The organism is Nonomuraea sp. NPDC049758 (genome assembly GCF_040674635.1).
Classification (GTDB): domain Bacteria; phylum Actinomycetota; class Actinomycetes; order Streptosporangiales; family Streptosporangiaceae; genus Nonomuraea.
Map to the genome: position 1 here is coordinate 74,746 of NZ_JBFAMZ010000022.1, position 20,789 is coordinate 95,534.

General features: G+C 71.6%; 22 protein-coding genes. 8 read left to right on the forward strand and 14 right to left on the reverse strand.

The genetic code is table 11. From position 1 onward, the window contains the following. Positions 1-50: 50 nt before the first annotated feature. Positions 51-1,205, reverse strand: coding sequence for an acetyl-CoA C-acetyltransferase (locus tag AB0J46_RS41425; protein WP_364340352.1), 1,155 nt, complete (start codon positions 1,203-1,205; stop codon positions 51-53). Between the two features lie 98 nt (positions 1,206-1,303). Here AB0J46_RS41425 and AB0J46_RS41430 point away from each other — a divergent pair, with 98 nt between their 5' ends. Together AB0J46_RS41430 and AB0J46_RS41435 are read left to right on the forward strand one after the other, a co-directional pair. Then, positions 1,304-1,975 carry a TetR family transcriptional regulator gene (locus AB0J46_RS41430; protein ID WP_352363105.1) on the forward strand — a complete coding sequence of 224 codons (672 nt, stop codon included), beginning with the start codon at positions 1,304-1,306 and terminating at the stop codon, positions 1,973-1,975. Beyond that, on the forward strand, positions 1,972-2,652 hold the full coding sequence (locus tag AB0J46_RS41435) for a DNA alkylation repair protein (protein WP_364340354.1): 681 nt from the start codon (positions 1,972-1,974) through the stop codon (positions 2,650-2,652). The genes AB0J46_RS41430 and AB0J46_RS41435 overlap by 4 nt, the downstream gene beginning before the upstream one ends. A gap of 6 nt (positions 2,653-2,658) precedes the next feature. Here AB0J46_RS41435 and AB0J46_RS41440 read toward each other — a convergent pair whose 3' ends face one another. Beyond that, positions 2,659-3,498 (reverse strand): LysR family transcriptional regulator, encoded by an 840-nt coding sequence (locus AB0J46_RS41440; protein ID WP_364340517.1) that lies wholly within the window; start codon positions 3,496-3,498, stop codon positions 2,659-2,661. Positions 3,499-3,580: 82 nt separating this feature from the next. Between AB0J46_RS41440 and metE the strand changes: the two genes are divergently transcribed. Continuing rightward, positions 3,581-5,740, forward strand: a complete 2,160-nt coding sequence (gene metE / locus AB0J46_RS41445) for a 5-methyltetrahydropteroyltriglutamate--homocysteine S-methyltransferase (protein ID WP_364340356.1) — start codon at positions 3,581-3,583, stop codon at positions 5,738-5,740. Here metE and AB0J46_RS41450 read toward each other — a convergent pair. The 3 genes from AB0J46_RS41450 to AB0J46_RS41460 all read right to left on the reverse strand — a co-directional run bounded on the left by AB0J46_RS41450 (position 5,731) and on the right by AB0J46_RS41460 (position 7,531). Next, complete coding sequence (locus AB0J46_RS41450) at positions 5,731-6,282, reverse strand: GNAT family protein (RefSeq protein ID WP_364340358.1); 552 nt, start codon at positions 6,280-6,282, stop codon at positions 5,731-5,733. The genes metE and AB0J46_RS41450 overlap by 10 nt on opposite strands. 52 nt (positions 6,283-6,334) lie before the next feature. Beyond that, positions 6,335-7,249, reverse strand: coding sequence for an ABC transporter permease (locus AB0J46_RS41455; RefSeq protein WP_364340360.1), 915 nt, complete (start codon positions 7,247-7,249; stop codon positions 6,335-6,337). 99 nt (positions 7,250-7,348) lie between these two features. Continuing rightward, positions 7,349-7,531, reverse strand: coding sequence for a hypothetical protein (locus tag AB0J46_RS41460; RefSeq protein ID WP_364340362.1), 183 nt, complete (start codon positions 7,529-7,531; stop codon positions 7,349-7,351). Between the two features lie 339 nt (positions 7,532-7,870). Between AB0J46_RS41460 and AB0J46_RS41465 the strand changes: the two genes are divergently transcribed. Beyond that, positions 7,871-8,338 (forward strand): NUDIX domain-containing protein, encoded by a 468-nt coding sequence (locus AB0J46_RS41465; RefSeq protein ID WP_364340364.1) that lies wholly within the window; start codon positions 7,871-7,873, stop codon positions 8,336-8,338. Positions 8,339-8,629: 291 nt separating this feature from the next. Here AB0J46_RS41465 and AB0J46_RS41470 read toward each other — a convergent pair whose 3' ends face one another. The 6 genes from AB0J46_RS41470 to AB0J46_RS41495 all read right to left on the reverse strand — a co-directional run bounded on the left by AB0J46_RS41470 (position 8,630) and on the right by AB0J46_RS41495 (position 14,293). Then, the gene (locus AB0J46_RS41470; RefSeq protein ID WP_364340366.1) at positions 8,630-9,169 is read right to left on the reverse strand and encodes a GNAT family N-acetyltransferase; all 540 of its coding nucleotides are present in this window, start codon (positions 9,167-9,169) and stop codon (positions 8,630-8,632) included. A gap of 259 nt (positions 9,170-9,428) precedes the next feature. Then, complete coding sequence (locus AB0J46_RS41475) at positions 9,429-10,346, reverse strand: carbohydrate ABC transporter permease (protein ID WP_352363084.1); 918 nt, start codon at positions 10,344-10,346, stop codon at positions 9,429-9,431. Continuing rightward, positions 10,347-11,258: a sugar ABC transporter permease gene (locus AB0J46_RS41480; protein ID WP_364340368.1), complete on the reverse strand. Its 912-nt coding sequence runs from the start codon at positions 11,256-11,258 to the stop codon at positions 10,347-10,349. After that, a complete protein-coding gene (gene ngcE, locus AB0J46_RS41485; protein ID WP_364340370.1) occupies positions 11,258-12,670 on the reverse strand; it encodes an N-acetylglucosamine/diacetylchitobiose ABC transporter substrate-binding protein in 1,413 nt (470 codons plus the stop codon). Before ngcE ends, AB0J46_RS41480 begins: the two co-directional genes overlap by 1 nt. Before the next feature lie 17 nt (positions 12,671-12,687). Next, entirely contained in the window at positions 12,688-13,422 is a 735-nt protein-coding gene (locus AB0J46_RS41490) for an SIS domain-containing protein (protein WP_352363078.1), read from the reverse strand. A gap of 1 nt (position 13,423) precedes the next feature. Next, complete coding sequence (locus AB0J46_RS41495) at positions 13,424-14,293, reverse strand: MurR/RpiR family transcriptional regulator (protein WP_358298526.1); 870 nt, start codon at positions 14,291-14,293, stop codon at positions 13,424-13,426. A 79-nt stretch (positions 14,294-14,372) separates the two neighbouring features. On the opposite strand from AB0J46_RS41495, the gene AB0J46_RS41500 reads away from it, so the two are divergent. Continuing rightward, entirely contained in the window at positions 14,373-15,323 is a 951-nt protein-coding gene (locus AB0J46_RS41500) for a BadF/BadG/BcrA/BcrD ATPase family protein (protein ID WP_364340372.1), read from the forward strand. A 17-nt stretch (positions 15,324-15,340) separates the two neighbouring features. Here the strand turns inward: AB0J46_RS41500 and AB0J46_RS41505 are convergent, their stop codons facing one another. Beyond that, entirely contained in the window at positions 15,341-16,411 is a 1,071-nt protein-coding gene (locus tag AB0J46_RS41505) for an acetyl-CoA acetyltransferase (protein WP_364340375.1), read from the reverse strand. Between the two features lie 257 nt (positions 16,412-16,668). Here AB0J46_RS41505 and AB0J46_RS41510 point away from each other — a divergent pair, with 257 nt between their 5' ends. Together AB0J46_RS41510 and AB0J46_RS41515 are read left to right on the forward strand one after the other, a co-directional pair. Continuing rightward, positions 16,669-17,517 (forward strand): LysR substrate-binding domain-containing protein, encoded by an 849-nt coding sequence (locus tag AB0J46_RS41510; protein ID WP_364340377.1) that lies wholly within the window; start codon positions 16,669-16,671, stop codon positions 17,515-17,517. A 15-nt stretch (positions 17,518-17,532) separates the two neighbouring features. Beyond that, entirely contained in the window at positions 17,533-18,162 is a 630-nt protein-coding gene (locus tag AB0J46_RS41515; RefSeq protein ID WP_364340378.1) for a MerR family transcriptional regulator, read from the forward strand. A gap of 27 nt (positions 18,163-18,189) precedes the next feature. Here the strand turns inward: AB0J46_RS41515 and AB0J46_RS41520 are convergent, their stop codons facing one another. Both AB0J46_RS41520 and AB0J46_RS41525 read right to left on the reverse strand, forming a co-directional pair. Next, on the reverse strand, positions 18,190-19,077 hold the full coding sequence (locus AB0J46_RS41520; protein ID WP_364340380.1) for a hypothetical protein: 888 nt from the start codon (positions 19,075-19,077) through the stop codon (positions 18,190-18,192). A 51-nt stretch (positions 19,078-19,128) separates the two neighbouring features. Beyond that, positions 19,129-19,806, reverse strand: coding sequence for a ThuA domain-containing protein (locus AB0J46_RS41525; RefSeq protein WP_364340381.1), 678 nt, complete (start codon positions 19,804-19,806; stop codon positions 19,129-19,131). Between the two features lie 126 nt (positions 19,807-19,932). Between AB0J46_RS41525 and AB0J46_RS41530 the strand changes: the two genes are divergently transcribed. Further along, positions 19,933-20,778, forward strand: a complete 846-nt coding sequence (locus AB0J46_RS41530; RefSeq protein WP_364340383.1) for an RNA polymerase sigma-70 factor — start codon at positions 19,933-19,935, stop codon at positions 20,776-20,778. Positions 20,779-20,789: the final 11 nt, after the last annotated feature.

Below are 20,789 nucleotides of genomic sequence, written 5' to 3' on the forward strand. Positions count from 1 at the left end.
TTATTCAACCATTGCCGCCAATGCTCACTTCAGTTGCGCGGCACGACCTTTCAGCCGAGGCGTTCGATGACGGTGACGTTCGCCTGTCCCCCGCCTTCGCACATCGTCTGCAGGCCGTACCGGCCGCCGGTGCGTTCGAGTTCGTGCAGCAGCTTCACGCTCAGGACCGCGCCGGTCGCGCCGAGCGGATGGCCGAGCGCGATGGCGCCGCCGTTGGGGTTCACCCGGGCCGGGTCGGCGCCGGTCTCCTTGATCCAGGCCAGCACGACGGACGCGAACGCCTCGTTGATCTCGATCGCGTCGAAGTCGTCGATGGCCAGGCCGGTCCGGGACAGGGCGTGGGCCGTGGCGGGGATGGGCGCGGAGAGCATCATGATCGGGTCCGCGCCGCGCGCCGAGAGGTGGTGCACGCGGGCGCGCGGGGTCAGCCCGTGGTCGCGTACGGCCCGGGGCGAGGCGACCAGCAGCGCCGCCGCGCCGTCGGAGATCTGGGACGCCAGTGCCGCCGTGAGCCGCCCCCCTTCGGTCAGCGGCCGGAGCGCGGCCATCTTCTCCGGCGTGGTGTCCCTGCGGGGCGCCTCGTCGTCGGCGACGCCCTCACAGGGGACGATCTCGCGCCGGAAGCGCCCCTCGTCCACGGCCCGCAGCGCGCGGCGGTGGGACTCGTAGGCATAGAGCTCCATGTCCTGGCGCGACAGGTCCCAGGCCACCGCCATCTGCTCGGCCCCGGCGAACTGGGAGACCTCCGCCGTGCCGTAGCGGGCGGACCAGCCCTTGGAGCCGGCGTACGGGGTCTCGTGCCCGAGCGGCCGGCCCGCCAGCATGGCCGAGGAGATCGGGATCATGCTCATGTTCTGCACGCCGCCCGCCACCACCAGGTCGCTGCTGCCCGACAGCACGGCCTGGGCGGCGAAGTGCAGGGCCTGCTGCGAGGAGCCGCACTGGCGGTCGACGGTGACGCCCGGCACCTCCTCGGGCAGCCCGGCGGCCAGCCAGCAGGTACGCGCGACGTCCCCGGCCTGCGGCCCGATCGTGTCCACGCAGCCGAAGATCACGTCCTCGACGGCGGCGGGATCGGCGTCCGCGCGGTCCATCAGCTCGCGGAGGACGTGCGCGCCGAGGTCGGCGGGGTGGGCCGCGGCCAGCCCGCCGTTCCTGCGCCCGACGGGAGTACGGACGGCGGCGACGATGTAAGCCTCGTTCATCCCCGCATCCTAACAAGCGCTTGGTAAGCAAGATAATGCCCTACGAGCTGGGGCTGACGTGTGAACAAGCGATTGTCTGAGGGCTCATAATGGGAAACGTGACCACGCGAAAGAACTCCGGCACCACCACGTCACCGGCGAAGCGCCAGCGCGCCTCCTCCACTGGGGCGGCCTCAGAGCGGCGCGACCACCTCGTCAAACTCGCCGCGGAGCTCTTCGCGCGCAAGGGCTTCCAGGCCACGACCGTACGCGAGATCGCCGACGAGGCGGGCATCCTGTCCGGCAGCCTCTACCACCACTTCGACTCCAAGGAGACGATCGTCGACGAGGTGCTGTCCACCTTCCTCGACGACCTCATCGCCCGCTACCGCGCCGCCGTCGACACCAGTTCCGACGCCCGCACGGTCCTGTCGGAGATGGTCCGCATCGGCTTCGGCACGCTGGAGCCCCACCGCGCCGCGATCACCGTCATGCAGAACGACTGGAACTACCTGCGCCAGTTCGAGCGCTTCAACTACCTGGTCAAGGCCGAGGACGAGGTCGAGCAGATCTGGGTGACCCAGATCAAGGCCGGTCAGGCGGCCGGGCTGTTCAGGGCCGACGTCGACCCCAAGCTGACCTACCGGATGATCCGCGACACCATCTGGGTGGCCGTGCGCTGGTTCCGTCCCGGCGGCCGGCTCAACACCACCGCGCTGGCCGAGCACTACATCACGGTGCTGTTCGACGGGCTCGCCACCGGCGAGCGCACGACCCAGCGTCAGGGATGAGCCTGGGCAAGGCGGTGCGGCTGGCCCTTGAGGAGGTCGCCGAGCCGGACAAGGCCGAGCCGATGCGCGCGTACATGAAGTCGGAGATGCCCTTCCTCGGCGTGCAGGCCACGCCGAGGCGGGCGGCGCTGCGGCGGGTGTTCGCCCGCCACCGCATCGACTCCGCGCCCGAGTGGCGGCGCGCGGTGCTCTCGCTGTGGCGGGAGGCCGAATACCGCGAGGAGCGTTACGCCGCCGTCGAGCTGACCGGCCACCACTACTACCGCGACTTCCAGACCCTCTACACCGTGCCGATGTACGAGGAGATGATCGTCACCGGCGCCTGGTGGGACCTGGTCGACGAGCTGGCCACCCACCGCGTCGGCGACCTGCTGGCGGCCTTCCCCGACACCATGCGCCCGCTCATGCTGGAGTGGGCGGCCGACGCCGACCTGTGGAAGCGCCGCACGGCGATCCTGTGCCAGAACCGCTTCAAGTCCCGCACCGACACGGCCCTGTTGTACGCCTGCATCGAGCCCAGCCTGTCCGACACCGACTTCTTCGCCCGCAAGGCCATCGGCTGGTCCTTACGCGAGTACGCCAAGACCAACCCCGACGAAGTCATCCGGTACGTCCGCGCCAAGGGCATCTCCGGCCTGAGCCGCCGCGAGGCCCTGAAGAACCTGCCTGGGAGTTAGCCGTCCTCATCTGGTCCAGAGCGCGTCCTGCACCGCCTGCACCAGCGCCATCAGCTCCGGCGTCACGCGCTCCCGCGCCCAGGCCAGCGCGTAGGTGATGCGCAGTTCCCCCGCCTCCAGCGGCACGAACCGCACGTCGTCCCGCCTGACGGACCTGACCAGGAGTTGCGGGATCGGCAGCACCCCCGCCCCGGCGGCCACCAGGTCGAGCGCCGCGGCGAAGTCGTCGTCGGCCACCATCCGCGCACGCCCCGGCAGCCCCGTCCACGGCCGGTTCCCCGGCGTCAGCAGCACCTGGCCGCCCAGGTCGTCCGGCGTGATCCTGCCGTGCCCGGCCAGCCGGTGCCCGAGCGGGACGGCCAGATGGTCCACGGACACGTGGAAGCGGGCCGCCGTGACGAACTGCGCGGGCGCCGGCGTGGCCAGGATCGCCGCCGAGACCTCCCCGCCACCCAGCGCCTGGGCCGCGGCGCCCCGTCCGGCCACGACGAGTTCCACACCGATGGCCGGGGCGCGGCCGGCCAGCCGTCTGGCGATGCGCGCGGCAAGCGTGCCCACCAGCGGTGGATAAGCCAGGTGAATCGTCGGACGGGCCAGTCTGGCGGCTTCCGCGGTGAACGCCTGGGCCGATTCGAGCACCTGCCGGGCGTAGGGCAGCAGCCCCTTGCCCTCGGCGGTCAGCCGCACCTCGCGGGCGTTGCGCTCGAAGAGCCTGACCCCGGCGGCGCGTTCGAGCCGGGTGATGGCCTGGCTCACGGCGGGCTGCGACATGCCCAGGTCGGCTGCGGCGGCCGAGAAGCCGAGCCGCTCGGCGACCAGGAGGAAGCAGTGGATCTCCTTGAGCATAAGCAGCACTTATCGATGATGCACCACCTCGGTCCCGCCGGACACGATTCCCGCATCTGACCGACGTGATCGAGGAGCTGAGATGTCGCCATTCCCCACGTCCACGGTGCTCGGGTACCCGAGGATCGGGCCGCGACGGGAGCTGAAGCGGGCCCTGGAGTCGTACTGGGACGGGCGGTCCGGCCGCGCGGAGCTGGAGCGGACGGGCGCGGAGATCAGGGAGCGGACCTGGCGGCGGCTGGCCGAGCTGGGCCTGGAAGGGCTGCCGTCCAACACCTTCTCCCTGTACGACCACGTGCTGGACACGGCGGTGCTGCTGGGCGCCGTGCCCGAGCGTTACCGCGCGGCCGAGGACCCCTACTTCGCGATGGCCAGGGGCACCGAGGGGCTGGCGCCGCTGCGGATGACGAAGTGGTTCGACACCAACTACCACTACATCGTGCCGGAGATCGGCCCGGAGACCGTCTTCAAGCTGGACGCCGCCAAGCCGCTCGCCGAGGTGCGCGAGGCCCGCGCGCTCGGCTACGAGACGCGGCCCGTCGTGGTCGGGCCGGTGACGTTCCTGCTGCTGGCCGGGGCGCCCGAGCGGCTGGAGGACGTGCTCGGCTGCTACGAGGAGCTGCTCGCGGCGCTGGCCGCCGAGGGCGTCGAATGGGTGCAGCTCGACGAGCCGGCGCTGGTCGGCGACCGCACGCCCGAGGAGCTGGCGTCCGTGCGGCTCGCCTACGACCGGCTGGGGTCGGCGGCCGTCCGCCCGGGCCTGTTCGTGGCCTCCTACTTCGGCGACCTCGGGCCCGCGCTGCCGGTGCTGGCCGGCACGCCCGTCGAGGCGGTCGGCGTGGACCTGGTGCGCGGCGGCGCCGTGCCCGACCTGCCGGGCAAGACCGTGGTCGCGGGCGTGGTGTCGGGCCGTGACGTGTGGCGCACCTCGCCGGAACGCGCCCTGGCCGCCCTGGGCGGCGTGCGCGCGGACCGGGTGACGGTGAGCACGTCGTGCTCGCTGCTGCACGTGCCCTACGACGTGGACGCCGAGCCCGACCTCGACCCGGCGCTGCGGGAACGGCTGGCGTTCGCCGAGCAGAAGGTGGCCGAGGTGGTGGCGCTGGCCCTCACCGTCGCCGCGGGGCCGGACTTCCGGGGGCCGGTCCCGGCCGCGCCCTCGGTGCCGCTGACCGCGCCAGCCGCGCCGCAGGAGCGGGCGCCGTACCCGGTGCGGGCCGCCGCCCAGGCCGCCCACCTGGGCCTGCCCGTGCTGCCGATCACCACCATCGGCTCGTTCCCGCAGACCGGCGAGCTGCGCGCGGCGCGGGCGGCCGTGGTGGCCGGGACGCTGCCGGAGGAGGAGTACGAGCGGCGCGTCGAGGCCGAGATCGAGCACGTCGTCAGGGTGCAGGAACGCCTCGGCCTGGACGTGCTCGTGCACGGCGAGCCCGAGCGCAACGACATGGTGCAGTACTTCGCCGAGCACCTGGACGGGTTCGCGGTCACCAGGAACGGCTGGGTCCAGTCGTACGGGTCGCGCTGCACCCGGCCGCCGATCCTGCACGGCGACGTCGGCCGTCCCGGGCCCATCACCGTGCGCTGGGCCTCCTACGCGCAGTCGCTCACCGCCAAGCCGGTCAAGGGCATGCTCACCGGGCCGGTGACGATCGTGGCCTGGTCGTTCGTCCGCGACGACCTGCCGCTGCGGGACGTGGTGTTCCAGGTGGCCGACGCGGTGCGCGAGGAGGTGCGCGACCTGGAGGCGGCCGGGGTGTCGATCATCCAGGTGGACGAGCCCGCCCTGCGCGAGCTGCTGCCGCTGCGGCGGGCCGCGCAGGCCGACTACCTGGAGTGGGCGGTGGCGGCGTACCGGCGGGCCACCTCGGGCGCGGCCGACCGCATCCAGATCCACACCCACCTGTGCTATTCGGACGCCGACCAGATCCTGGCCGCCATCGACGGCCTGGACGCCGACGTCACCACGATCGAGTCGGCCCGCTCGGGGGCGCGCATCCTGGGCGCGGTGCGCGCGTTCGGCCGCGGCCTCGGCCCCGGCGTGTACGACATCCACTCCCCGCGCGTGCCCGGCGCGGACGAGGTCGAGGACCTGCTGCGCAGGACGCTGGCGGCGCTGCCGGCCGAGCGGGTCTGGGTCAACCCCGACTGCGGGCTGAAGACGCGCACGTACGAGCAGGTGGAAGCCTCGCTGGCGCACGTCGTCGAGGCCACCGGGCGGCTGCGGGCCGAGCTTCAGCCGTAGCGCTCGGTGAACTCCTCAGCCGTCATCCCGAACAGGATCCCGTCGTCGTAGCGCCCGGCGGCGAAGCGGCTCCTGCGCCGGCGGCCCTCCTCGACGAAGCCGAGCCGCCGGTGCAGGGCCTGCGACGGGTCGTTGGAGCTGTAGACCCACGCCTCGGCCTTCTGGAAGCGGCGCTCGGCGAACATGTAGCGCAGCAGCAGGACGATCGCCTCGCTGGCGTAGCCCTTGCGATGGTGGGGCGTGCCGATGGAGATGCCGTAGCAGAACGTGCCGTGCATGCGCTCGACCTCGTGCGTGTTGAGCATGCCGACCGGGCGGTCGTCGGCCGCGTCGGCGATCACCAGGCGGAGCTCGTCCATGTCGGGCTCCTGCTCGGCCAGCTCCCTGGCCCACTTCTGCGCCTGGGCGGCCGAGCGGGGCGGAGGCAGCCGCCAGCCGTTCCTGGCCGCGTCGGTGTCCTCCTCGAAGGCGAAGAGCGCCGCCCAGTCCTCCGGTTCGATGGCCCTCAGGCGCACGCGCTCGCCGACCCACGCAGACGTCATGACGTGGAGCAAACCAGAGCACGCCCCCCGCGCGCGAACCCTTTTCCGGCCCTCACCCGCGCCCGTACGTGTCCTCGGCCCGCCAGAAGTACCAGAGCCCGAGGGTCAGTCCGGCGACCGCCCAGAACGCGCAGCTCAGCCAGACGAGCGGGCGAGGGCTGGAGGCGTGGATCAGGATGTCGCGCATGAACTCGATGGTGGAGGCGGCGGGGTTGAGATACATGACGTCGGCCACCCACTGCGGCAGCCCGACCCCGCCGACCGGCTCGCCGGTGACCGGGTCCGGATATCCCACGATCTTGTACTGGATCGAGAAGAAGACCCCGGAGGCGTACAGCCAGGTCCGCAGGACGAACGGCAGGAGCTGGTTCACGTCGCGCAGCGAGGCCCCCAGCCGCGCCAGGACCAGGCTCAGCCCGATGTTGAACATCGTCTGCAGGAGCAGGGCGACCGGGACCAGCAGCCAGAACCAGGTGGCGAACTCCCCCATGACGACCACGAGGGCGAGCAGCACCCCCATGGAGACGGCCGCCTGCCGCAGTTCCTGAAGGGTGTAGGCCAGGGGCAGCGCGGCGCGGGGGAAGTGCAGGGCGCGGATGAGCGAGAGGTTCCCCGAGACGGACTTGGCCCCCGCCGAGGCCGACCGCTGGCTGTAGGTGAAGACGAACATCCCCGTGACGAGGAAGGCCGCATAGTTCTCGATGTGCTCGTGTCCACCCAGGACGAGGCCGAACATGACCCAGTAGATGCCGGCGTTCAGCAGCGGCGTCACCACTTGCCAGAGTTGACCGAGCGCGGAGGCGGAGTATTTCGAGGCGGTGCGCGAGGTCGCGTACACCAGGATGAAGTGCCGGCGTTCCCATAATCGGCGCAGGTAGACGTGCATGTCCGGGCGGGCCATGGATCGCCGCAGCCCGTGCCGGGTCGCGAGGGCGGCGAGTGATTCCTGTTCGGGCGCGGATGGCATGGGAGTCTCCTCACGGCCTGCTGCGTCGCGGAATGCCCAGGAGTCTAGGTTCCGGGGCGGCGAGACGAGCGTCCTGGCACGCCTTCCAGGGGCGTCGGGTCAGGTGGCTCGCCCGTCGAGGAAGTCGACGACGCGGGCGTTGAGGTCGGCGGGCTCGTGCCACGGCATCGCGTGATGGGACAGGCGCGGCAGCACCGCGGTCCGCGCGCCCGGCAGCAGGCGGGCGGCGGCCGCCGCGACGCGGTGCGGGGAGTGCGCCTTGCCACGCCCGGCGACGAGCACGAGGGCGGGCGTGGCGAGCGCGCGCAGCGATCCGGGCTCGGGCCGTTTCCCCGTGACGACCTTCGCGTCCGGGAACTCCGCGGCCAGGCCGTAGAGCCGCAGCCAGGCGGGGTCGGCGGGCGCCCCGCCGGTCTCCCACTCCAGGAAGGCCCGCGCGCGAGGCCGTCGGCCGCAGCAGGGTGGGCAGCGCGCGGGCCAGGTATCCGGCCCGGAACCCGCCGAAGCACTGCGTCGGGTCGAGCAGGACGAGCCGCTCGACCCGCCGGGGCGCGTGGAGTGAGCGAGTCTGGGCCCGAGCCGTTCCGTGGTCCGGCGCGCAAGTCTGAGGAGGCGTTCCCCATGGGACGAGTCGAGTACTGGAACGATCCGGACGCCCCCAAGGCCAACAGCCTGGTGCCGGCCTGCGGGACGGTGACGGTGGACGACGCCGGCCGCATCCTCATGCAGCGCCGGCGCGACACCGGTCAGTGGGCGTTGCCGATGGGCAAGATGGAGATCGGCGAGACCCCCTCACAGTGCGCCGTACGGGAGACGGAGGAGGAGACCGGCGTCCGCGTCGAGCCCACCGGCCTCCTCGGCGTCTACTCCGACCCGGGCCACATCGTGGCCTACACCGACGGCGAGGTCCGCCAGGAGTACGAGGTGATGCTGATCGCCCGCCCGGTCGGCGGCCGTCCGGAGGCCAACGACGAGGCGAGCGACGTGCGCTGGGTCGAGCCGGGCGAACTGCACACGCTCGACATCCATCCGACCCAGTGGCGACAGCTCAACGACTATCTGCGGCAGAGGCATCCGCACGTCGATTGAGGTCAGCGGGTTACGGCGGCAGCGTCTTGTGGATCATTCCTGACGGATGGTGCAGGCGCCGGAGGTCGGCGTAGCGGGAGGCAATCCGGCGCGCGGCCAGTGATGGCTCAACGGCCGGATGGCGGGCGTACAACATGCGCCGGCACAGCGCCGACGCCCGCCACCCCCCGCCGTACTCACCGCCCAACGCGAGGAACGCACCCGCATCCGCATCTGCAGCGAGAATGGCATCCGATGGGGCGGACGCCCCGTCTCCGCCGCAGCCTGATCAAACGACCCTGGTGGAGAACGTCAGATGCTCGCACTACGGGCGATGCGGTACAGCACGTTCGGACGCAGTGGCCCTTCGGGCTCGGTGGGGTCGTCGAAGTCGTCGGCCGGGTCCCGGGTCATGCCGATCCGGCGCATCACCGCCTGGGAACGAAGGTTGGTGGCCGTTGTGACAGCGAGGATCTCAGGAAGCTCAAGAGCGTCGAAGCCGTGGGCCAGGACTGTCAGCGCAGCCTCGGTGGCGTAGCCCCGGCCCCAGGCCGAGCGGGCGAGCCGCCAGCCGATCTCCACTCCTGTGAACGGCATGTGGTCGTCCACTTCGTCCAAGCCTGCGAAGCCGATGAACTGGCCCGTGGCCTCCACCTCAACCGCCCACCACCCGTAGCCTCGCTGGTCGAACTCGGCCTGAAATTGCGACACGGAGGCATCGCTCTGTTCGCGGGTAAGCAGGTCGCCCAAGTGCTCCCGGACCTCGGGATCGGCGTTCATGGCCGCCCACGGTTCAAGGTCGGAGTCACGCCATCGGCGCAGGATGAGGCGCTCGGTACGCAGTTCAGCCATGCCGGCCAGCCAACATGAGCTTTGGCCCCCATGCAATCAGTTTTCTTGCGTGACCCCCCAGAAACACAGGATGCTCCTGGGGCGAACGAAGCAACCACCGATCCGGCGAACGTATACGGTCCGAGCACTGGCGCCAGCGACGCCGTGGCGCCGCCAGGCGCGGGGGTTGCGCCGCCAGGCGCCTCAAGGAGAATCGCCTGAGCTCCCGAGGCGCGAAGCGCCCCATCGGCGAAGACCATTGGCCGAAGGCGACGTCCCCCTATTTGAGGGCTCCCGAGGTCAGGCCGGACTGGATCTGGCGCTGGAACACCGTGTAGACGACCAGCATCGGCAGGATCGCCAACGTCAGCGCGGCGAACAGCGCCGACCAGTCCTGGTCGTACCCCGCGGACGTGGAGATGTCAGCAATCCCCTGCGTAAGCACCCATTTGTCCCGGTCCTGGAGCAACACCAGCGGCAGCTGGTACTGGTTCCACTGCCCGAGCACGTTGAAGATCGTGATGCTGATGATGCCCGGCCTGGCCATCGGCAACATGATCTGGAAGAACACGCGGGTGTGCGAGGCGCCGTCCACCATCGCCGCCTCCCCCACCGCCGTGGGCAGCGTACGGAAGAACGCGGTCAGGAAGAACACCGTGAACGGCATCGAGTACGCGATGTAGACCAGCACCAGCCCCGCATGCGTGTTCAACCCGATGTACGGCCCCACCAGCGGCACCGCCCCCATGTTCTGCACGACGAAGAACAGCGGCGTCAGCTTCAGGTACACCGGGAAGGCCAGCCCGGACACGAACAGGAAGTAGATCGGCCGGTTGGCGCGGAAGGGGTACCGGGCCAGCACGTACGCGGCCATCGAGCCGAGCAGCATCGTCCCGGCCACGCTGAAGGTGACGACGATGACACTGTTGAGCATGTACTGCCCGATGTGCGCCTGTTCCCAGGCGCGGGCGAAGTTGTCCCAGTTGAGCTTGGCCGGCAGCCCCCACGCCTCGCCGAAGATCTCGTCCTCGCTCTTCACCGAGGCCAGGAAGGTCCACAGGATCGGCACCACGACGAGCACCGTCCACACCAGGAGCGCGACGTGGGAGAGCACGGCCATCGGCCCGAGCCGCCGCCGGCGCTCCTGGCGGGCCAGTTTGCGGGAGTTCGCCACCGTCCACGTGGTCGTCGTTGTCATCTAGTACTCGATTCGTTCGCGGCGTGACAGGCGCAGCGAGAGGATGGCGAATCCGACGGTGAAGAAGAACATCATGACGCCGAGGGCCGAGGCGTACCCGAAGCGGAAGTACTGGAAGGCGTTGCGGTAGATCTCGGCGGCCATGACGGTGGTCGACCAGTCGGGGCCGCCGTGCTGGTCGGTCATCACCCACACGATCGCGAACGCGTCGAGCGCCAGGATGCCGAGGTAGACCCAGGCCACCTGGATCGTGTCCCACAGCAGCGGCAGCGTGATGCGGAAGAACAGGCTGAACCGGCCCGCGCCGTCGATCTGCGCCGCCTCGAACATGTCGCGCGGGATGGAGGCCAGCCCGGCCGAGAACAGCACCACGTAGAAGCCGACCGCCTGCCAGACCAGCACGCCGAGCACCGACCAGAAGGCCACGCCGGGGTCGGACAGGAAGCCGACCGGCTTGGCGCCGAGCGCGATCAGCGGCCCGTTCAGCATGCCGCTGCCGTCGGGCCGGAACACCTGCTGGAACAGCACGCCCACCACGGCCACGGCCAGGACCTGCGGGAAGAAGAACACCACCCGGTAGAACTTCGAGCCCGCGATGCCCGAGGAGCCCTTGCGCCCGCCCACGTTGAGCAGGAAGGCGAAGAACAGCGCGATGACGATCGTGAGCAGCGGCAGCAGCACGAGCAGCATGGCGTTGTGGCTGACGGCCTTCCAGAAGACGCCGTCCTTGAACAGCCGGACGAAGTTGTCCAGCCCGATGAAGTCCGGCGTGGCCGTCACGCCGCGCCAGTCGGTCATCGCGATGCGGAACGCCTGGAGCAGCGGCGAGATGACGTAGACGAGGTAGAGGATCACCGGGGCTGCCAGGAACGCGGTGATGAACAGCCCGCGGCGATACCTGTTGAACAACATCAGCGCTTGAACTTCTTGATCGAGGAGTCGTTCTTGATCTCGTCGGCCTTCTTCTGCATGCGCTCCAGGTACTTCTCCGGCGTCAGGCCGCCGGACATCAGCTCGCCGGTGGCCGCGATGCCCTCGTCCTTGAGCTGGCCGTACCAGGTGTTCCAGCGGTAGTAGACGGTGTTGGCGCCCGCGTCGGCGACGGCCTTGGAGGCGCTGGTGACGCCGGGCGAGATCGTACGGCCCTCGGTCGCACCCTTGACCGCGGTCACCGTCTTGACCATCTCGCTGAAGTCGCCGGCCGCCTTCTTCGACAACATGCCGCGCAGGTACTCGACGCCCGCCTGCGGGTTGGCGCTCCTGGCCGCGACCATGAAGTTCTCGCCGGGCTGGGTGTGCAGGGTGCCGTACGGCATCTTGTCGGAGCCCGTGACGTCGGGGATCGGGAACATGCCGTACTCGAAGTCGGGCGGGGTGGTGCTCTTCTGCTCGTTCTCCAGCCACGACCCGGACGGCAGCATGGCCACCTTGTACTTGTTCTGGGCCGTCTGGGTCTGGACGTGATCGAGGCCGGTCGTGCCCTCCATGAGGAACTTGGCGCCCACCTCGGCCCAGGCCGTGGCGGCGCTCTTCATGGCCTCGGTGGTCCAGGCGCCGTCCTCCAGGTTGTCGATGTTGACCAGCACCTCGTTGCCGCCGATCTTGGCGGCCATGGTCAGCAGCGGCTCGTACAGGTACTGGGGGAACTTGCCGGCGTACGTGAAGGGCGCCATCTTGCCGGACTTCTTGATCGTCTCGCAGAGCTTGACGAACTCGTCCCAGGTCTTGGGGATCTCCCAGCCGTTGTCCCTGAACACCTTCTGTGAGTACCAGATGCCGTGGATGTAGTTCACGTAACCGAGCACGCTGAACTTGCCGTCGTAGGTGCCGATGTCGATGACCGACTGGTCGATGGTGTCCCTGACCTTGACGGCGGGGTCGTCCCAGCTCGGCGCGTCGAGCAGGGCGGTGAGGTCCTGGAGCTGGCCGTCCTGGGACAGGGCGCCGAAGTCCATGAAGTTGGCGCCGGAGTTGTCGATCACCTCCGGCGGGTTGCCGCCGGCGAACCGCGGCTGGAGGACCTTGGTGATCTCCTTGGTGGCGTTGTGCTTGATCTCGCTCTTCGGGTACTTCGTCGTGAACAGCGGCTCGTGGATGTTCTTGGCGTAGTCCTGGCCGAAGCCGCCGTCGAAGATCCACACCTCCAGCGGCTTGCCGTCCGCGACGCCGAACGGGTTGGCCGCGCTGGTCGCCACCGGCGCGGACGAGGCGGTGGCCGTGGGCTTGGCGGCCGGGGTGGCGCAGGCGGCCAGCGCCCCCGCGACGGGGACGAGGGCCGCGCCGCGCAGGAGGTGACGACGGCTGATATGGGGGGTGTCAGGCATTGATGGCTCCTAGCTGTTCATGATCCTCGTCGTATTCGCCCTGCGTATCGGCTCTCCAGGGCCTTGTTGTGCTCGTCGCCGCCGGTCACGTTGACCGACAGGTAGACGGGGGGCCGCTCGCCCAGGGCGACGAGCTCCTCCACCGCCTCGGTGACCACCATCTGCGCGAGCAGCGCCGAGGTGATCGTGGAGACCGCCCCGTACGTGCCGCCGTCCGGCAGGTCGAGGACGGCGTCCCCGTACGGGGAGCCGTTGTCGAGCACGACGTCGGCCAGGTCCATGAGCTTGCCGCCCGAGGGATGGCGCGAGGTCATGCGCGTGCTGTGCGCGACCGAGGTGATCGCGACGAGCGGGTGGCCGCGCTCCTTGACCAGCGTGGCCAGCTCCACGACCGTGCCGTTCACGCCGGAGCTGGAGACCAGGACGAACACGTCCTGCGGCGCGACGGGGGCCAGGTCGTAGATCTCGTGGGCGACGGCCGGGTCGCGTTCCAGCTCCGGGGTGAGCACGCTCGGCGGCCGGCCGCCGTACAGGACGAGGTCGCGCGGGGAGAGGCGGTTGCTGGGCACCAGGCCGCCGGCCCGTCCGGCGATCTCCATGGCGATGGCCTCGGAGTGCCCCGACCCGAACGCGTTGACCACCCCGCCGGCGCGCAGCGCGGCGACGATCAGGGCGGCGGCCCGGCGCACCGGCTCCGCCTGGCTCTCGGCGACCTGCCCGGCGAGGGCGAGGGCCTTGGACGCGTACCGCATGTCAGCCTCTCTCCACGCGGTGGCTCTCCACCGCGCTGATCGTCAGCTCGAACGCCTCGTTGGTGCGCTCGTACGTGCGCTGCGCGACCGCCACGTAGACGGCGTCGAGCACGAAGATCTGCGAGTGCACGGCCGCCAGCCCGCCCAGCCGGAACGTGGTCTCCCTGCTGGCCGTCGTCAGCACCAGGCCGGCCAGCTCGGCCAGCGGCGAGCGGGCGAAGGAGGTGACGGCGACCGTGGTCGCGCCGTGGCTGCCCGCCTCGGCCAGCGCCTCCATGACCTCGCGGGTGCGGCCCCGGTGGCTGATGCCGATGGCGACGTCGTCCGCGCCGAGCAGCGCCGCCTCCGACAGCGCCACGTGCGCGTCGCCGGCGCTCCAGCACGGGATGCCGATGCGGCGCAGCCTGCCTTCGAGCATGGTGGCGACGTTCCCGCTGGTGGAGACGCCGATCAGCAGCACCCGGCGGGCTCTGACGACGGCGTCGGCGACCTGGGCGACCATCGCGAGGTCGAGTTGGGCGGCGGTGTCCTGGATGAGCCTGGCGTCGGCGGCGGCCATCACCTCGATCGCCGAGTCGAGCGGGTCGTCGGGGCCGATCTCGTGCCCGACCCCCGCGCCCCAGCCGGCCTGTGCGGCCCTGCCGGTCTCCGTGGCGAGGGCGACCCGCAGCTCGGCGTAGCCGGAGAAGCCGAACGCCCGGCAGAACCTGGTCACGGTGGCGGGCGAGCTGCCCGCCCGTTCGGCCAGCGCGATGATGGTCGACCGCGCGGCCTCGGCGGGGTCGCCGAGTATCACCTCGCCGACCCGGCGCAACGCCTCCGGCAGACCGGGCAGTTCTGTTTCGACGCGCCCGAGGGCTCCTGAAGTCACGAATATTCCTTCCGAATACTCGGTCTTCTGGCGAAAATTATTCTTGCTTCCCGGTCACGTCAACCCCCAGAATTCGACCGTGACCAAATCGCTGGTGGTCGGTGTCGACGCGGGAGCCACCTCGACGCGCGTCTCCGTCCACACCCTCGACGGCACCCGCGTCGGCTACGCGCGGGCGGGCGCCGGCAACCCCTCGGCACACGGCCTGGACAAGGCGGTGGCGGCCATCGGCACGGCGCTCGGGCAGGCGCTGGGGTCGCACGACGGCGGCCGGGTGGTGGCCTCGCTGGCCGGGGTCGCGGGCCAGGTCGACACGCTGGTCCCCGAGCTGGCCCGGGTGTGGGCCGGCCACGGCATCGAGGCGGGCCCGCTGATCGAGCGCGACGTGGCGGTGGCCTACGCCGCCGGCACCGCCGAGCCCGACGGCTCGCTGCTGCTGTCGGGCACGGGCGCCGTCGCGGCCAGGGTCGCCGGCCACCGCATCGACACGATCGCCGACGGGCTGGGCTGGCTGCTGGGCGACGAGGGCTCGGGCTTCTGGATCGGCCGCGCCGCCGCCAAGGCCGTGGTCTCCGCCCTCGACCGGGGCGCGACGGGCGAGCCGGGCAGCCTGGTCGCGCTCGTCGTGGAGCATGTCCTGGGCGAGGAACGTCCGGGGTCGCCGCGGGCGGTCGCCGACCGGTTCGTCCGGCTCGCGCAGGCTGACCACATGCGCCTGGCCGCGCTGTCCGCCCTGGTCAGCCGGGCGGCCGAGGCCGGTGACCCGATGGCGCTCAAGGTCGCCGAGGCGGCCGCCGACCGTCTGGTGGCCACCCTGCGCAGGGTGCACGTCTCGGGCGACGTCGTACTCGCGGGCAGTGTGCTGACCAGCGAGGGGCCGGTGCGCCGGGCCGTGCTGGCGCGGCTGTCCGGCGAGCGGGTGCGCACGGCGCGCGACGCGGCGGGCGCGGCGGCCTGGCTGGCGGCCCGCGGCGTGCTGCCCGGCGACGACGGCCGGAGCTCGCACGCCGCGTTCACGCTCACTCCCTGACGTTCACTCCCTGACGTTCACCGGGTGAGGAGGGCCGCGCTGCCGTAGCTGCCGCCGAACCCGGTCACCAGGGCGGTCTCGCGCCCGGCGCGCAGTTCCCGAACCGCCTGGGCCACGTTGTTGAGCCCGTGCACGTACCCCTCCGACAGCAGGCCGCCGTGCGGGTTCACCCACGCGTGCCGCCGCTCCAGCAGGTACGCCCCCAGGTCCTCCCGCGCCACCAGCCCGAAGTCCTCCAGTTGCCGGGGCACCAGCCAGGAGTAGGCGTCGTAGAGCAGCGCCGCCCGGACGTCCGCGGGCCGCATCCCGGAGGCCGCCCACAACAGCGGCGCGACGTGCGCGGAGAAGACGGCCGTCACGTCCGGCGAGCGGTCCATGGAGGAGCAGCCGGGGCCGCCCCCGCGGACGACCGCCCGGATGCGCGGGCCGTCCAGGACGCCGCTCACCAGCAGCGCGCACGCGCCGTCGGTCTCCAGGCAGCAGTCGGCGGTGCGCAGCGGCGTGCAGACGTACGGTTTGGCCAGGTAGGCGGCCAGGTCGAGGGGCTCGCGGCGCAGGGCGCGCGGGTTGGCGGCGGCGTTGCGCCTGGACTGGGCGACCACGGCGTGCAGGTGCTCGGCGGTGAGCCCGGTGTCGTGCAGGTAGCGGGTCGCGGCCATGGCGAACAGCGGGATCGGCCCCGCCAGGCCGTAGGTGTGGCGTTCCAGGGGGCCGGTGGAGGCGGTGTTCATCCGCGTGCCGGAGCGTCCGTTGAGCGCCCGGAAGACCAGGACGTTCCTGGCCACGCCGGCGTGGATCAGCATGGCCGCGTCCCCCAGCACGGACGCCGCCTGCGTCCCGCCGCCGGAGATGTCGTTGTGCCAGCGCAGCCGCTCGATCCCCAGCGCGCGGGCCACCTGGACGACCGGCGCGGAGTCGTTCATGTGGTAGCTGAGCAGCCCGTCCACCTCGCCGGGGACGATCCCGGCGTCCGCGCAGGCGGCCCGGCACGCCTCGGCGGCCAGCTCCAGCTCGGTGCGCCCGGACTGCCTGGTCAACGCGGTCATCCCGATCCCGGCCACGGCCGCGCACCCGGCGAAGGACTGCATCCCGCACGATAACACGTCCAGACAAGCGCTTGCTCGGCATGCGGGCGGCCGAGCCGCCGCTGGTTTCATATGCGGAGTTTCCGGGCGGCCACAACGGCGGCGTCCCGCGTCCGAAGGACGTCGCCGCCAGGTTGGGCGAGGTCCTGAGCAGCGGGAAGGCACAAGCCGTGACTGGATGTCTTCACGCGGGCTGCCCCGTCTTGTAATACGGAGAGGTGATCAGCCGATAGCCCATCATCATCACCCCGAGGTGAGAGATGGATCTGCGCTACGTCAGATACGCGATGGCGATCGCGCGCGCCGGCAGCCTCCGCCGCGCCGCGACCGCGCTGCACATCGCGCAGCCCACGCTGTCGGAGCAGCTCAGGGCGCTGGAGAAGGAGATAGGCGTCGAGCTGTTCAGCCGTTCGTCCAGCGGCGTGCGGCTCACCGAGGCGGGCGAGGCGTTCCTGGCCCAGGCCACGGTGGCGCTCGACGCCTACGAACGGGCCGTGGCCGCCGCGCGCGGCAGGGGCCGCACCACCCGGCTGGGCGTGGCCGACGGGCTGGCCGACGTGGCCGCCCGGCTGCTCGCACAGCTCCAGAACGTGCCGGTGCGGATCGCGCCGATGGGCACGGCCGAGCAGTTGGTCTCCATCGCCGACGGCACGTTGCAGGCCGGCCTCGGCTACGCTCCCGGCTCGCTGCCGAGGGGCGTGGCCCGCATGCTCGTCCAGCGCTTCCCGGTCCGCGCACTGCTCCCCCGCGACCACCCTCTGGCCGGGCAGGAGGCGCTGTCGCTGGCGGACCTGGCCGGCGAGCCGCTGATCATGCCCGAGTCGGACGCGGTCGCCGGGGCCAGGCGGTTCCTGGAGGGGTTCGTCCGGCATCGGCTGCATCCCCGGCTGGGCCCGGCCGCCGCCACCCATGACCTGGTGATCGACATGGTGGGCGCGGGGGCCGGTTACAGCCTGTGCGTCCACGAGGGCAGCGCGGTGCCCGACGCGCTCGCCTTCGTGCCCATCAAGGAGGACGTGCCGCCGCTGGAGGCGGTCTTCCTGTGGAACCGGCAGGCCGACGTCCACGAGGTGGTGAGCGCGGCCCGCCACGTCGCCCGATCTGGATAGCGCTATTATCTATCGATGCGCATCTCAGAACTGAGCGCCCGATCCGGTGTCGCCATCCCCACGATCAAGTACTACCTGCGTGAGGGCATGCTGCACCAGGGCGAGCAGACCGCCGCGACCCGCGCGGAGTACGACGACTCCCACCTGCGCAGGCTGCGCCTGATCCGGGCCCTGCTGGAGGTGGGCAGGCTTCCCGTGGCCGCCATCAAGCAGGTCATCGCCGCCGTCGACGACGAGACGCTGCCCATCCACCACATGCTCGGGATCGCGCACTACGCGCTCGGCCCGGTCGTCGAGCCCGAGCAGGACGAGGAGTGGCGGACCGCCAGGGCCGAGGTCGACCGGCTGATCGACGAGCTCGGCTGGAACGTCGTCGAGGACGCCCCCACCCGCGACGAGCTGGCGCAGACGATGGTCCGCATGCGCCAGCTCGGCCTGCGCGTCGACCTCGCGCCGTACGTCGAGGCCGCCAGGAAGCTGGTGACCGAGGTCGAGATGGACACCATCCCCTTCGACGGGCCGCGCGACGCCGCCGTGGAGGCCCTGGTGCTGGGCACCGTCCTGTACGGCAAGGCGTTCGACACGCTGCGCCGCATGGCCCAGGAGTCGGAGTCGGCCCGCCGGGTGGGGCAGCGCCAGCGGTAGGGGCCTGCGGGAGCCGGTCAGGGCCGGTCAGAGCACGCCGTTGCGCCGCAGGATCTCGACGGCCCGCACGGTGGCCGCGCCCCGCCATTCGAGCGCGCCGGCGGGCGAGATCCGCGCGTAGTCCACGACCCAGCCGCCGTCCTCCTGCTGCGTCCCGGCCAGCCGGTCGAGGTCGGCGGCGATCACCTCGGGCGCGAACAGCTCGCGCGCCGGCCGCCCGGGGTAGGGGGCGAAGTCGAGGGGGTGCAGCCGCTCCTCCGCGGTGCCGCCCTCCACGGGCACCCGCCCGTCCTCGGGGATGTGCGCGGCCAGCCGCTTGAGCAGCCCGGCCGCCTCGGGCCGCGTCCCGTGGACGGCGTCCAGGAAGCGCACGGCGAAGGAGAGCACGTAGGCGTGCGGCCGTTCGTCCAGCGCCTGGATCGCGTCGAGGCAGTAGCGGGTGGCCCGCTCCAGCCACGGGTGCGCGGCCACGGCCGGGTCGTGGGCGGCCACGCCGTGGGCCGCCGCCGCGGAGACGGCCGTGATCTGCAACGACGAGGTGCTCGTGTCCGCGCCCGCCCACCAGGGCGCGGTGCCGTCGGTCAGGGTGAGCGGCAGCGCGAACGGCAGCCCGCCGTCGGGCATCGTCACCGACTCCAGCCAGTCGCACAGCGCGACGGCCTGCGGCGCGGTGTCGGGGCCGATCTCCTCGAACACCTCGAAGGCGTGCAGCGCCGCGCCCGGCTGGCTCTCCGGCGAGCGCAGGTCGGGCTCCAGGCCCCAGCCGTAGCCGCCGTCGGGGTTGCGGTAGGCGTCGAGGGCGCCGAGCACGGAGGCCGGGCCGGTCTCCTCCATGAGCAAGTGGAAGCGGCGCCGGTCCAGGACCCGCGCGTGCGTGGCCAGGAACCCGGCGACCGCCGAGAGATTGACGTTCATACGGCCATCGTGCCCGCCGCGCGAGCTCGGGTCTTGTCCGAACCGGACGTGTCAGCCGGTGTCGCCCACCGGCCGTTTCAGCAGCCACGACGCGGCCCGCTGGAGCAGGGCCCGGTGGATCTCGTTGTCGTAGGACCTGGTGTCGTGCCCCAGCGCGTCGTAGACCACCCGGCCGCGGCGCACCGGACGCGCCCACACCAGCGGCTGGCCGTGCGCGGAGGCCAGGGGGCGCACGTCCGGCAGCACGTCGAGGTCGCTGTAGACCTCGTCGACCAGGTCGAAGTCGCGCAGGCCCGCCACGATGGGGTGGGCGGCGCCGTGCACCCGCACGCCGGTCCAGCCCAGGGGCGGGTGGTGGGACTTGGGCCAGTTCCAGCTGCCGCCGAGCACCCGCGGCCAGCCCTGCCAGTCGTCGAAGCAGACCGCGGCCGTGTGCATGCACAGCAGGCCGCCGCCCCGGTCGAGGTGGTCCAGGAGCGTGGTGCGGGCCTGGGCGGGCAGCGTGAAGCGCCATTCGCCGCGCAGGTCGGCGAAGCGGTCCTGGCCCATCTGCCAGCGCAGCGCGTTGACCGTGATGAGCTGCACCTCCGGCGGCTCGCTCAGCGCGCCCGCGATGTCCTCGGTGATCTCGGACTCGACGCCCACCTCGCCCAGCACGTCGGCGAGCGCGGCCGACGTGGCGGCGAAGTCGTGGAAGAGCCCTCCTGACAGGATCAGATTTCTTGCCACACACCCAGCCCATCACGCCCGGCCCGCCTTGGCCACCCACAGAGCCGCCCCACCGTGGTCGCCCCCGAACCGCCCTGCCGAGCCCCGCCGGGCCGCCCGGCCGGGCGACAGGGCATGATGCCGGACGTGGACTTCGAGGAATACCGCCCCATGTTGCTGGGCCTGGCCTACCGCCTGCTCGGCAGCATGTGGGACGCCGAGGACGTCGTGCAGGAGGCCTGGCTGCGGTGGGAGGGCACCGACCGGAGCCAGATCAGGGAGCCCCGCGCGTTCCTGCTGACCGTGGTCTCACGGCTGGCCCTCGACCAGCTGCGCTCGGCCCGGGTGCGGCGCGAGGCGTACACCGGGCCGTGGCTGCCCGAGCCGGTCGCGACGGGCGAGGCCGGGCCGCTGGACACGGCCGAGCTGCGCGACACCGTCTCCTTCGCGACCCTGCACCTGATGGAGAAGCTGTCGCCGCCGGAGCGGGCGGTGTTCGTGCTGCGGGAGGCGTTCGAGCTGCCGTACGACGAGATCGCCGAGATCGTCGGCTCGTCGGTGGCCAACGCCCGGCAGATGCACCACCGCGCTGCGGTCCGGGTGTCGCAGGGCCGCGACCGGTTCACGCCGACGAACGAGGACCACGCCAGGCTGCTGACGAAGTTCATGGAGGCGGCCGGCGGCGGCGACCTCGACGCGCTGACCGAGCTGCTGCACGAGGACGTCGTCATGTGGAACGACGGCGGCGGCAAGGTCCGGGCCGCCCTGCGCCCGATCCTGGGCCGGCGCAAGGTCAGCGGCTTCATCGGCGGCCTGCTGGCCCGCTACGACTTCAGCCGGGCGCGCCTCGTCGAGGCCAACGGCCGCCCCGCCCTGTGGACGCACGTGGCAGGAAGCGACCAGCTCATCGTCCTCGACGTGCGCGATGGCCGTATCCAGGGGCTTTACGGCGTGCTCAACCCGGACAAGCTGACCCGGGTGCGGCCGGACTGATCGGCCCGTCA